Below are 12,410 nucleotides of genomic sequence, written 5' to 3' on the forward strand. Positions count from 1 at the left end.
CCCCCTTGCGGCCGGCCCCCCCCCCGGGCCCCCGGCGGGCGCGCGCCCCCCCCCGCGCCGCGCCCGCCCCCCCCCCCCCCCCCGCCCCGGGGGGGGGGCGGGGGGGTCGCTGCACACTCGGGAGCGGGCGGGTTCCTGTTGAGATGCGCTGTTGGTGCTTCAGATGCGTCCCGCCGTGCGGTATCTCAGCACGATCCCCGGCTTCTCACGCATCCGGTATCTCAGGGGGTCAGTCCCGGGACTCGGCCCGGGTGCCCAGCAGATCCAGGGCCGCCTCGTGCAGGGCGCCGTTGCTGACCAGCGCGCTGCCCCCGTGCGGGCCGGGGGTGCCGTCCAGGGCGGTGAAGCGCCCGCCGGCCTCGGTGACGATCGGCACCAGGGCGGCCATATCGTGCAGGTTCAGCTCGGGCTCGGCGGAGAGGTCCGCGCTGCCTTCGGCCACCAGGCAGTGCGACCAGAAATCCCCGAAGCCGCGCACCCGCCACACCGCATCCGTCAGCTCCAGGAACCGCTCCCAAAGCCCCAGCTGGCGCCAGCCGCTCAGCGAGGAGAAGGATAGCGAGGCGTCGGCGAGGTCGGTGACCTCCGAGACCCGGATGCGCTGGGCCTTCGCCAGAGACCGGCCGGTGTACGCGCCCGAACCCGATGCGGCCCACCAGCGCCGCTGCAGGGCCGGGGCGGAGACCAGACCGACCACGGGCTCGCCCTGATCCAGCAGCGCGATCAGCGTCGCCCACACCGGGACCCCGCGGACGTAGTTCTTCGTCCCGTCGATCGGGTCGATGACCCACTGGCGGGGGGAGGAGCCGCTGGCGCCGAACTCCTCGCCCAGCACCGCATCCCGGGTGCGGGCCCGGGCCAGATGCGAGCGGATCAGCTGCTCGGCCTCGCGGTCCGCCTCCGTCACCGGGGTCAGATCCGGTTTGGTCTCCACGGTGAAGTCCTGGGCCTGGAACCGCGCGAGGGTGTAGCGGTCCACGGCATCGGCGATGACGTGCGCCAGGCGCAGATCGTCGTTGTAGGGGCTGGTCGCAGTCATGGCCACCAGGCTATCGCACGGGATCCTCGTCGGCCCCGGCCCCCAAGCGCTTGGTCCCCGCCACGCCGTCGGGCGCCTCCACCCCGAGCAGCCGGCGCAGGGAGTCCAGCCGGGCCGCACCGGCAGGGCCCGCCGCCCTCGAGGCCACCCGCTCGGCGATGCCGCAGCCGATCGCGTCCGCGGCATGGGTGCAGCCCTTGGGACAGGCCGCCGCTCCGGGGGCCAGGTCCTCGAAGGCGGCGACGATGCCCTCGGCGGGCACGTGGGCCAGGCCGAAGGAGCGGATGCCCGGGGTGTCGATGATCCACGTGCCGGGCTCGCCCCAGGCCGGCTGCAGCGCCAGGGCGGAGGAGGAGGTGTGGCGTCCCCGGCCGGTCACGGCGTTGACCCCGCCGGTCGAGCGGCGCGCCCCGGTCAGGGCGTTGACCAGCGTGGACTTGCCGACGCCGGAGTGACCCAGCAGCACGGAGACCCGGCCATCCAGCAGCGCCCGCAGATCCGCCAGCAGCCGCCCGTCCAGGGGCAGGCTCCGGCTCTGTGCCTCGTCGATAGCAGCTGCGTCGTCGGTCGCTTTCGCCGGAGCCGCCGGTGTCTCCGGCGCCGCCTCGGGCGCCTCGTCCCGGCGGCTGAGCAGGATGGGCAGGTCGGTGCCGGCGTAGTAGGACAGCAGCGGCGCGGGGTCGGCCAGATCGGTCTTGGTCACGCACAGCACCGGGCGCAGCCCGGCGTGCACGGCCGCGACGATGGAGCGATCGACGAAGCCCGTGCGCGGCTGCGGATCCGCGGCCGCGGTGACGATCACCAGGATCTGCGCGTTGGCGACGACCACCCGCTCCACCGGGTCCGTGTCATCCGCGCTGCGCCGCAGCACGGTCTCCCGCGGCTGGACGCGCACCAGCCGCGCCAGACTCCCCGGATCCCCCGTGACGTCCCCGACCAGCCCGACCAGATCCCCGGTGACCACGGGGGTGCGCCGCAGGTCCTTCGCCCGCACGGCGGTGACCTCGCGAGCGGTCGAGCCCTCGCCGATCCGTGCGGTGTAGCGGCCGCGGTCCACGGTCACGACCCGGCCGATGACGGCGTCCTCGTGGGCCGGACGCTCCTTGGTGCGCGGGCGCGAGCCGCGCTTGTTGGCGCGGACGCGCACATCGGACTCGTCCCAGCCGCGGATGCCCCGGCTCATGCCCGCTCCTCCCCGAGCATCCGGCGCCACAGGCCCGGGAAGTCCGGCAGGGTCTTGCCGGTGGTGGCGACGTTCTCCACGAGCACCCCGGGCACGATGAGGCCGAGCACGGCCGCGGCGGTGGCCATCCGGTGGTCCTCGTAGGTGCGCATCCGGGCCGCCCGGTGCGCGGGCCCGGTGATGACCAGCCCGTCGGCCGTCTCCTCGGTGCCGGCCCCGAGGCGGGTCAGCTCCGCGGCCAGGGCGGCGAGCCGATCGGTCTCGTGTCCGCGCAGGTGCGCGATGCCGCTCAGGCGCGTGGTCCCCGGGCACAGGGCCGCGATCGCCGCGACGGTCGGAGCGATCTCCCCGGCGGCGCGCAGGTCGATCTCACCCGGTGCGGTGAGCGCGCGCGCCCCGCCCGCGGGCCCGGTGACCCGCAGGCCGCCGTCGGGCGTGCGCCGCACGCTCGCCCCGAAGCGGGGCAGCAGCTCCCGCCAGGCGTCTCCGCCCTGCGTGGTGCGCTGCGGCCAGTCGGGGATCTCGACGTCGCCGCCGGTGACCACCGCGGCGGCCAGGAACGGGCCGGCGTTGGACAGGTCGGGTTCGATCACCGCGTCGTGGGCCCGCGGACGCCCGGCGGGCACCACCCACGTGGTCGGGTCCGGGTGGGCGACGTCGATGCCGTACTCGGCGAGCACCTGCACCGTCATCCGCACGTGCGGCACCGAGGGCAGCTGCTCACCCACGTGGCGGACCGTGAGACCCCCCGGCAGCAGGGCGGCCGCCAGCAGCACCCCGGAGAGGAACTGGCTGGATCCGCTGGCATCGATGCGCAGCTCGGACGCGCCCGGGCCGGTCCCGGGCACGATCCGCACCGGCAGGGCCCCCGCCTCGCCGTCCTCGTGCACCCGGGCGCCCAGCTGGCGCACGGCCTCCAGGACCGGGCCCATCGGGCGCTTGCGGGCCGCCGCGTCCCCGTCCAGCACGAGGCCGCGGCCCAGCGCCGCGGCCAGCGGGGGGATGAAGCGCATGACCGTGCCGGCCAGCCCGGCGTCGATCACGGCGGGCTGACCCGAGGGCTCCTCGGGCACCGGGGTGATCAGCAGGTCCCGCCCCTCCTGCTCGATGCGCGCGCCCAGGGCCCGCAGAGCGTCGATCATCAGCCGGGAGTCCCGCGAGTCCAGAGCGCCGCGGATGCGCATCGGGGCGTCGGCTATGGCGGCCAGCAGCAGGTGGCGGTTGGTCAGGGACTTGGAGCCGGGAACCGCCACGACGGCGCGCACCGGACCCTCGGTCCCGCGGTGCGGGGCCGGCCAGGGATCGGGGATCGGATCGGCGGAGGCGGAAGTCGTGTGCTCGGTCGCCCCGGCGGGGTCGGGGTGATGCGGCTGCGGGTCGGAGGCGGGGTGACGGGGGCTCACGATCGGGCGGGATCCTCCTGGGTCGGCGCCGGGCTCGACCCGGCTGCGGTGGGGATGGTGCGCGGCAGGGCCCCGCCGTGCCCGGCGGGGCCCTGCGCTCTTCCTGCTGCGGGCGGCGTCTTGCCGGGCTCAGCTCAGCAGGTCCTCGGACTTCTTCTTCACGTCCTTGGTGATCTTGTCGGTCTTCTTGGCGACGTCGTGACCGAGCTTCTCGGCCCGCCACTTCAGGGATGGGCTGCCCTCGGTGTCCACGGCGGTCAGGGCCACCGCACCCACCAGGGAGACGTTCTTCAGGGTGCCGGCGACGAGGGCGTCCTCGTGGCGGGCCTGGTCGCGGCGGAAGTCCGTGTAGGCGTTCAGGGCGCCGGCGGCCAGCAGCACGGCGGAGGACAGGCGGGGGAAGCGACCCAGCCCGAACAGGGCGGCGGCCCCGATCTGCGCGCCGGCCGCGGCCTGGCCGATCAGCTGCTCCTGGCCCTTCAGCGGACGCAGCTGGGGCACGGCGGTGGCGGCGGTGTCCACCAGGGGCTTCAGGTACTCCTGCCCCTCGGGGGCGCGCAGCCGCTGCAGGCCGTCGTAGACGAAGGTCGAGGCCAGGAGGGGCCGGGCGAACTTGCGGATCAGGGACATGGTTCCTCCTCGGTGGGGCGCTCGCGGACACCGGCGTCTTCGGGCCGGGTCGCGGCGCACCCGCGTGGTTTCCCTGCCCAGTCTATGTGATCGGATCCACGGGTGCCGCAGCGGGGCCGACGCCGGGTCTCGGTGTCGGGATCGCCTCGGGCTCCCGGCGGAATACGCCCCGGGATCCCGGTTGTTGGACTGCACGAGACGCGCCGAAGCCGATGGCGTCGGCGCGCGGCCAGCGCCCACGGAAAGGAGGTGCCCGGCGATGCGGGCGAGCAGGGGAGCGAACCCTCCCGGTCTCGTAGACTGGAGCGACGAGCACACCGACGGCGAGGCGAAGGGAATCCGTGGACACGATCGACCTGTCCCAGGAATCGGCCCAGGAGCGCAAGCTCCGGTTCGAGCGGGACGCGATGCAATACCTGGACCAGCTCTACGCTGCCGCCCTGCGGATGACCCGCAACCCGGCCGACGCGCAGGATCTCGTCCAGGAGGCCTACACCAAGGCCTTCTCCGCCTTCCACCAGTACAAGCCCGGCACGAATCTGAAGGCCTGGCTGTACCGGATCCTGACGAACACGTACATCAACCTCTACCGCAAGCGCCAGCGGGAGCCGCACCAGGCCAACACGGACACCGTGGAGGACTGGCAGCTCGCGCAGGCCTCGGCCCACACCTCCACGGGGCTGAAGTCCGCGGAGAGCGAAGCCCTGGATCACCTGCCGGACACGGACGTGAAGGAGGCCCTGCAGGCGATCCCGGAGGACTTCCGCATGGCCGTGTACTACTCGGACGTCGAGGGCTTCGCGTACAAGGAGATCGCCGAGATCCTGGACATCCCGATCGGCACCGTGATGTCGCGGCTGCACCGGGGGCGTCGGCTGCTGCGCGAGAAGCTCTCCGACTACGCCGCCGAGCGCGGCTTCGACACCACACCCAAGACCTCGACTCGCCGTGGCGGCCGTTCCGGCCGATCGCGCGGCACCGAGAGCACACCGGCTGCCGACGGCGCCCCGGACGGGGCCCGGCAGTGAGAACCCGAAGGAAGTGAGGACCATGTCCGAGTGCAAGGACGCGCAGTGCCGTGAGGAGCAGATGCACCGCATCTACGAGTACCTCGACGGGGCCCTGTCCGCCGAGGACATCGCGGAGATCCGTGCGCACCTGGAGGAATGCGAGACCTGTTCCCGGGAGTACGACCTCGAGCGGCTGATCCGCTCGGCCGTGCGCCGCTCGTGCGCCGAACCCGCCCCGGAGGCGCTGAAGGAGTCCATCCTGGCCAAGATCGACGCCGTGCGGGCCAGCCCCCAGACCGCCGACCACGGCCACTGACTGATCCCGCGCCGCGCCCCGTCGAGACCCGGTGTCCCGGGAGGCGGGGGAGCGGCGGGGCGGGGGCCCGAAGCCGCAGAGACACGGAAGGGCAGAGACGCGAAGGGGCCGGGAGGATCAACTGATCCTCCCGGCCCCTTCGCGTGCCGCTGCGGTCATCGACCGCCGCGGCGTCCTCAGGCGTTGGGCCGCTTGCCGTGGTTGGCGGCGTTCTTGCGGCGATCCTTGCGCTTGCGTCCGCGCTTGCTCATCAGCGGGCCTCCTTCATAGCATGCTCCGCCCGGCCCGGGGGTGGGCGGAAGCGGTGTCTGTGTTCGCCCGCGCACCGCGGGCACCTCCCACCATTCTGGCACACCCGCGGCACCCGGTGCACCCGGGAGTGCTCGGTCGGCACCGCGGCGGCGTCGTCGGGCTAGTGCTGCTCGGGCAGCTGCAGCCAGGAGTACCAGCCGCGGTGCAGCACCAGCCAGGCCATCAGCCCGTAGCCGGCCTGACCGGGCCGACCGTCGTTGGCCGCCAGGTCCTGGCGCCACTGCTCGTGGTGCTGCAGCGGGTTGAAGGTGTCCACGTACACGTGGCGGCGCCGGGTGGTCACGTCCGCGTAGGCGGCGTTCAGGTCCGCGATGCGCCGGTTGCGCTCAGCATCCAGCGTGGGCGGGGGGCCGACGACGAGCACCTTGATGCTGTTCTGGGAGGCCAGATCCACCATGTTGGCCAGGTTCAGGCGGCTGCGGGCCGAGGTGATCCCGGTGTCGATGTCGAAGGCCGAGGGTGCGATGACCAAGCGGTTATCCGCCCCCGCGGCGAAGCGGCGGCTCGCCTCCTCGAACCAGCGCTCGTTCAGCGCCTCGCTACCCTCGCCGGGAGCGGCCAGGGTGTAGGACACCAGGGGCGCGACGTTCCGCGGGGTGCGGGCCATGACCCGGCCGAACCAGCCCAGCGCGCGGGGATCGCCGATCCCGGCCAGGAGGTCATCGCCGACTGCCACGATGCGGATGTTTCGTTGCTCCACGAGTCTCTTTCTGTCGTCTTGGACGTCCCGCTGACCCGGACGGGGGCCGCCCCCGAAGGAGGCGGCCCCGACGGACAGCGTGCGGGCCGGGTCTTCAGGACCCCACGATAGACGGTTTGCGGCACAGGCTCACCTCCCGGCACGCCGCCCCCGCGGGGACGGGCGCGCCGGGAGGTGCCTCGGGTCAGCTCTCGAAGATCTGGGCGACCAGGTGCTCCAGCTCGGCCTGGTGGCGCTTGCCCACCCCGGTGGCGGGGGAGGCCGAGGCCGGACGGGAGATGAGCCGCACCTGCCGATCCAGCAGCGGCAGCAGGTTGACCACCATGAAGGGCCACTGACCCTGGTTGGCGGGCTCATCCTGGGCCCAGATCACCTCGGCCCCGGCGTAGCGGGCCAGCTGCTCCTTGATCTGATCCGCCGGCAGCGGGTACAGCTGCTCGACCCGCACGATCGCCACATCCTGGCGGCCCAGCTTCTCCCGGCGGGCGGCCAGGTCGTAGTACAGCCGCCCGGAGACCAGCACGACCTTCTTCACCGCGGCGTCGGTCAGCCCGCCCTGATCCGGGATGACCTCCTGGAACTCACCCTGGGTGAAGTCCTCGACCGAGGAGGTCGCGGCCTTCAGGCGCAGCAGCTGCTTCGGCGTCATGATCACCAGCGGACGGTGCGGGCGGGAGTAGGCCTGCCGGCGCAGCAGGTGCGCGTGGTTGGCCGGGGTCGAGGGCACCGCGACGGTCATGTTCGACTCCGCGCACAGCTGCAGGAACCGCTCCATGCGCGCCGAGGAGTGATCCGGACCCATCCCCTCGTAGCCGTGCGGCAGCATCAGCACCAGCGAGGAGCGCTGGGCCCACTTCTGCTCGGCCGAGGAGATGAACTCGTCGATGATCGTCTGGGCGCCGTTGAAGAAGTCGCCGAACTGCGCCTCCCACACCACCAGCGAGTCCGGGCGCTCCACGGAGTAGCCGTACTCGAAGCCCAGCACCCCGTACTCGGAGAGCAGGGAGTTGTAGATCATGAACTTGCCCTGGTCCTCGGACAGGTGCGTCAGCGGCACCCACTCGGCGTTGGAGCGGGTGTCGTGCAGGACCGAGTGGCGCTGGGTGAACGTCCCGCGCTGCACGTCCTGCCCGGACATGCGGATCTGGAAGCCGTCCATCAGCAGCGAGCCGAAGGCGATCAGCTCGCCCATGCCCCAGTCGATCCCGCCCTGCTCGGCCATCTGCTGGCGCTTCTTCAGCAGCTGACCCAGCTTCTTGTGCACCTGGAAGCCCTCAGGGGCCTGCCCGTGGGCCTGCCCGACGCGGGCCACGGCCTCGGCCGGGATCGCCGTGGTCTCCGGGGTGTACACGGAGTCCTCGATCTGCTGGGCCGCCGGACGCTCGATGTTCGACACCGCGGCCGCGTCCCCGGTGACCAGGGGCGCCTTGGACTGCTGGGCCTCGTGGGTCTCCTTGAAGACCCGCTCCAGGCGCTCCTGGTAGTCCTTCAGCGCCCGGTCCGCCTCCTCCTGGGTGATGTCCCCGCGGCCCACCAGGGACTCGGTGTACAGCTTGCGGGTCGAGCGCTTGGCCTCGATCAGCTGGTACATCTGCGGCTGGGTCATCGAGGGGTCGTCGGCCTCGTTGTGTCCGCGGCGCCGGTAGCACAGCAGGTCGATGACGACGTCGCGGTGGAAGCGCTGGCGGTACTCGAAGGCCAGCCGGCCCACGCGCACCACGGCCTCCGGGTCATCCGCGTTGACGTGGAAGACGGGGGCCTGGACCATCCGGGCGACGTCGGTGGCGTAGGTCGAGGAGCGGCCCTCACCGGGGGTCGTGGTGAAGCCGACCTGGTTGTTGACCACGATGTGCACCGTGCCGCCCACCGTGAACCCGCGCAGCTGGGACATCTGCATGGTCTCGGCGACGATGCCCTGCCCGGCCATCGCCGCGTCCCCGTGCACCAGGATGGGCAGCACGCCGTAGGCGGCCTCGCCCTCCGCACCCTGGTCCAGCAGGTCCTGCTTGGCCCGCACGATCCCCTCCAGCACCGGATCCACGGCCTCCAGGTGGGAGGGGTTCGCGGCCAGGTACACCTGGGTCTCGTTCCCGGAATCCGAGGTGAACACGCCCTCGGTGCCCAGGTGGTACTTCACGTCCCCGGAGCCGCCGACCAGGCGCGGGTCCTGCTCGCCCTCGAACTCGCGGAAGATCTGCGCGTAGGACTTCCCGGCGATGTTGCTCAGCACGTTCAGGCGCCCGCGGTGGGCCATCCCGATGCCGACCCCGGCCAGGGCGCTGTCCGCGGCCCCCGAGATGATGGAGTCCAGCAGCGGGATCAGGGACTCCCCGCCCTCCAGGGAGAAGCGCTTCTGCCCGATGAACTTGGTCTGCAGGAAGGTCTCGAAGGCCTCCGCGGCGTTGAGCTTGCCCAGCACCCGCAGCTGCTCCTCGCGGCTGGGCTTGGTGTAGCCGTGCTCCAGCTGCTGCTGGAACCACTCCCGCTCCTGCGGGGACTCGATGTGCATGTACTCCACGGCCAGCGTGCCGCAGTAGGCGTCGCGCAGCAGCTGCAGGATGGTGCGCAGCGGCAGCCGGGAGGCGTCCCCGAACCCGCCGGTGGGCCACTCCCGGTCCAGATCCCACAGGGTCAGCCCGTAGGTGGCGATGTTCAGGTCCGGGTGCTTGCGCATCACGTACTCGAGCGGGTTGGTCTCCGCGATGAGGTGGCCGCGCACCCGGTAGGCGTGGATCAGCTGCTGGATCCGGGCGACCTTGTTGATCTCCGTCTCCGGGTTGACCTGGTTGTCCACGGCCCAGCGCACCGGCTCGTAGGGGATGCGCAGGACCTCGAAGATCTCGTCGTAGAACCCGTGCTCGCCCTGCAGGTACTGGTCCACCAGCTTCAGGAACTCCCCGGAGCCGGCCCCCTGGATCACGCGGTGGTCGTAGGTGGAGGTCAGCGTCAGGATCTTGGACACGCCCTCTCGGGCCAGCACCTTGGGGGAGGAGCCGCGGCGCTCGGCCGGGTAGTCCAGGGCCCCGACACCGATGATGCAGGCCTGCCCGGCCGACAGCCTCGGCACCGAGTGCACCGTGCCGATGCCGCCCGGGTTGGTCAGGGAGGCGGTGGTGCCCTTGAAGTCCTCCACGGAGAGCTTGTTCTCCCGGGCCTTGGCGACCATCTCGTCGTAGGCGGCCCAGAACTCGGCGAAGTTCAGGGTCTCGGCGGCCTTGATGTTCGGCACCACGAGGTTGCGGGAGCCGTCCGGGCGGGGCATGTCGATGGCCAGCCCGAAGTTCACGTGCGCGTGCTGCACGACGGCGGGGCGGCCCTTCTCGTCCTGGCCGTAGGTGACGTTCTGGGAGGGGAACTCCTTCAGCGCCTTGATCACGGCGTAGCCGATGAGGTGGGTGAAGGAGATCTTCCCGCCCCGGGAGCGGCGCAGGTAGTCGTTGATCATGGTGCGGTTGTCGATGAGCACCTTCGCCGGCACGGCGCGCACCGTGGTCGCGGTGGGCACCTGGAGGGACTCCTCCATGTTCGACGCGATCGCCTTGGCCGGTCCGCGCAGGGCGGTGACCCGGTCCTGGGACTCCTCCTGCTCCTCGCGCTCGCTGTGCGGCAGCTGGGCCGGGATCGGCTTCTGCCCGGAGCGCTTCTCCCGGGTCCCGGCCTGCTTCGGCGCCTCGGTCTCCTTCTTGCCCGCCCCGGTGCGGGCCTCCGGCTGCTCGGCGGGGGCCGACGCCTTCGCCGCCGCACCCGACGAGCGCTGCGGGGCGCGATCGGGGGAGGCCTTCTCAGCGGGGGCCTTCGCGGAGGAGGTCTTCGCGGCGGGGGCTGCGGCGTCGACACCGCGCTTGCCGGACTCCGCGGCCTGCATCTGCTCGAAGATGGGCCACCACTTCTCGTCCACGGCGTTCCGGTCCTGCTGGTACTTCTCGAACAGCTCGTCCACGAGCCATTCGTTGCCGGCGAACTCCTCGGGGATCTGGTGCTGTGGCTGATCTGGCACTTGGTCACGCCTCTTCCGTTGGCTGGATGCTTCTGCGGCGCGCCGGCTCTCGGGCAGCCGGTGTCGCGCACCGCGGGGCGGATCCCGCAGCAGGGATGCCCGCGTGTGCCGCGCGCGGGGGCGACATCGGACGCGGTTCCTGCAGCGGCCGGCATCGGGCGACACTGCCCCGGTGCGGCCGGAATCACCGTTCCAGTCTATGAGCCCGACGCGTTCCCGGCCACTCCCGGGCCCCGGGGCCTCAGGATGCGAGCCCCGGGCCCGGTGTGACGGCAGGCATAGCGGGGTCCCGTAGACTGCGGGGGTGCGATTCCTGAACCAGCCCACCTCCGATCTGACCTACAACGACGTCTTCCTGGTGCCCTCCCGCTCGGAGGTGCCCTCCCGCTTCGCCGTGGACCTGCGACCGGATGATGCCGTGGGCACCACGGTGCCGGTCATCGCGGCGAACATGACCGCCGTGACCGGCCGGCGGATGCTGGAGACCCTGGCCCGACGCGGTGCGATCGGCATCCTGCCCCAAGACGTCCCCGCCGACGTCGCCGCGGACGTGCTGCGCTGGGTCAAGGGGCGGGACCCCTTCGTGGAGTCGGCCGTGACCCTGAGCCCCGAGACGACCATCAACGAGGCCCAGCACCTGTTCGGCAAGCGCAACCAGGCCGCCGCCGTCGTGCTGGATGCCCAGCGGCGCCCGATGGGGCTGCTGGCGCCCGCGGACTGCCGCGCCCAGGACCGGTTCGGCTACGTCCAGACCGTGATGCGCCCGGTCGCCCACACGATCGAGCACCGCGAGCTGGACGCGCTGCGCGAACAGGATCCGGCCCGACGCACCGGGCTGCTGCAGCGCCTGCACGCGCTGAGCCAGGAGACCGGGGACCAGCCGCTGGTCGTGGTCGCCGACGGCGTCTACCGGGGCGTGCTCTCCGGGGCCGGGGCAGTGCGCGCGAGCATCTACGAACCCGCCCTGGATGCCCGCGGCCGACTGCTGGTCGGGGCCGCGGTGGGCATCAACGGCGACGTCGCCGAGCGGGCGCAGGGGCTGCTGGCGGCCGGGGCCGACGTGCTCGTCGTGGACACCGCCCACGGGCACCAGGAGAAGATGTTGCGTGCCCTGCGCGCCGTGCGGGCCCTGGATCCGCAGGTGCCGATCGCCGCCGGGAACGTGGTCTCCGCGGCCGGCACCCGCGACCTCGTGGAGGCCGGGGCGGACATCGTCAAGGTCGGGGTGGGCCCCGGGGCGATGTGCACGACCCGCATGATGACCGGCGTGGGCCGCCCGCAGCTGTCGGCCGTGCTGGAATGCGCCGCCGAGGCCCGGCGGCTGGGGGCCCGCGTGTGGGCCGACGGCGGGATCAAGCACCCGCGCGATGCGGCCCTGGCCCTGGCCGCCGGGGCCAGCCAGGTCATGGTCGGATCGTGGCTGGCCGGGACCTACGAGTCCCCCGGGGACCTGCTCACGGATGAGCAAGGACGTCGGTACAAGGAGAGCTTCGGGATGGCCTCGACCCGCGCCGTCTCCCACCGCACCCGCGCGGAGGAGGCCTTCCAGCGGGCGCGCAAGGCGATGTTCGAGGAGGGCATCTCCTCCTCCGTGATGTACCTGGACCCCGAGCGGCCCGGCGCGGAGGACGTGCTGGATGCGATCACCGCCGGGGTGCGCTCGTCGATGACCTACGCCGGGGCCGCGGACCTCGCGCAGTTCCGGGAGCGGGCCGTGTTCGGCATCCAGTCCGCCGCCGGCTACGACGAGGGCCGGCCCCGGGAGCGCTCCTGGACGGTCTGAGCGCCCGAGACCGAGCCCGAAGCCGGCCGCGTGCGGT

General features: G+C 72.5%; 10 protein-coding genes. 3 read left to right on the plus strand and 7 right to left on the minus strand.

What is annotated here, in order from left to right:
- Positions 1-229: 229 nt before the first annotated feature.
- From hisN to NQ707_RS10220, 4 genes are all read right to left on the minus strand, one after another.
- Positions 230-1,039, minus strand: coding sequence for a histidinol-phosphatase (gene hisN / locus NQ707_RS10205; RefSeq protein ID WP_404435712.1), 810 nt, complete (start codon positions 1,037-1,039; stop codon positions 230-232).
- A 10-nt stretch (positions 1,040-1,049) separates the two neighbouring features.
- On the minus strand, positions 1,050-2,222 hold the full coding sequence (locus NQ707_RS10210) for a ribosome small subunit-dependent GTPase A (RefSeq protein WP_404435714.1): 1,173 nt from the start codon (positions 2,220-2,222) through the stop codon (positions 1,050-1,052).
- On the minus strand, positions 2,219-3,625 hold the full coding sequence (gene aroA / locus NQ707_RS10215) for a 3-phosphoshikimate 1-carboxyvinyltransferase (protein ID WP_404435716.1): 1,407 nt from the start codon (positions 3,623-3,625) through the stop codon (positions 2,219-2,221). The genes NQ707_RS10210 and aroA overlap by 4 nt, the downstream gene beginning before the upstream one ends.
- A 129-nt stretch (positions 3,626-3,754) precedes the next feature.
- Positions 3,755-4,255: a DoxX family membrane protein gene (locus NQ707_RS10220; RefSeq protein WP_058731283.1), complete on the minus strand. Its 501-nt coding sequence runs from the start codon at positions 4,253-4,255 to the stop codon at positions 3,755-3,757.
- 341 nt (positions 4,256-4,596) lie between these two features.
- On the opposite strand from NQ707_RS10220, the gene NQ707_RS10225 reads away from it, so the two are divergent.
- Complete coding sequence (locus tag NQ707_RS10225; protein WP_058731284.1) at positions 4,597-5,283, plus strand: sigma-70 family RNA polymerase sigma factor; 687 nt, start codon at positions 4,597-4,599, stop codon at positions 5,281-5,283.
- Between the two features lie 22 nt (positions 5,284-5,305).
- Positions 5,306-5,581, plus strand: a complete 276-nt coding sequence (gene rsrA / locus NQ707_RS10230; protein ID WP_058731285.1) for a mycothiol system anti-sigma-R factor — start codon at positions 5,306-5,308, stop codon at positions 5,579-5,581.
- Positions 5,582-5,757: 176 nt separating this feature from the next.
- On the opposite strand, the gene NQ707_RS10235 is transcribed toward rsrA, so the two are convergent.
- From NQ707_RS10235 to NQ707_RS10245, 3 genes are all read right to left on the minus strand, one after another.
- Positions 5,758-5,832 carry a 50S ribosomal protein bL37 gene (locus tag NQ707_RS10235; protein ID WP_099049695.1) on the minus strand — a complete coding sequence of 25 codons (75 nt, stop codon included), beginning with the start codon at positions 5,830-5,832 and terminating at the stop codon, positions 5,758-5,760.
- Positions 5,833-5,993: 161 nt separating this feature from the next.
- The gene (locus NQ707_RS10240) at positions 5,994-6,593 is read right to left on the minus strand and encodes a GDSL-type esterase/lipase family protein (protein WP_058731525.1); all 600 of its coding nucleotides are present in this window, start codon (positions 6,591-6,593) and stop codon (positions 5,994-5,996) included.
- Positions 6,594-6,777: 184 nt separating this feature from the next.
- A complete protein-coding gene (locus NQ707_RS10245; protein WP_061225024.1) occupies positions 6,778-10,590 on the minus strand; it encodes a multifunctional oxoglutarate decarboxylase/oxoglutarate dehydrogenase thiamine pyrophosphate-binding subunit/dihydrolipoyllysine-residue succinyltransferase subunit in 3,813 nt (1,270 codons plus the stop codon).
- A gap of 304 nt (positions 10,591-10,894) precedes the next feature.
- Between NQ707_RS10245 and NQ707_RS10250 the strand changes: the two genes are divergently transcribed.
- Positions 10,895-12,373, plus strand: coding sequence for a GuaB1 family IMP dehydrogenase-related protein (locus NQ707_RS10250; RefSeq protein WP_061225023.1), 1,479 nt, complete (start codon positions 10,895-10,897; stop codon positions 12,371-12,373).
- Positions 12,374-12,410: the final 37 nt, after the last annotated feature.

Origin of the sequence: Rothia sp. BD8, from assembly GCF_044878465.1 — a bacterium.
In the GTDB taxonomy this organism is placed as follows: Bacteria; Actinomycetota; Actinomycetes; order Actinomycetales; family Micrococcaceae; genus Rothia; species Rothia kristinae.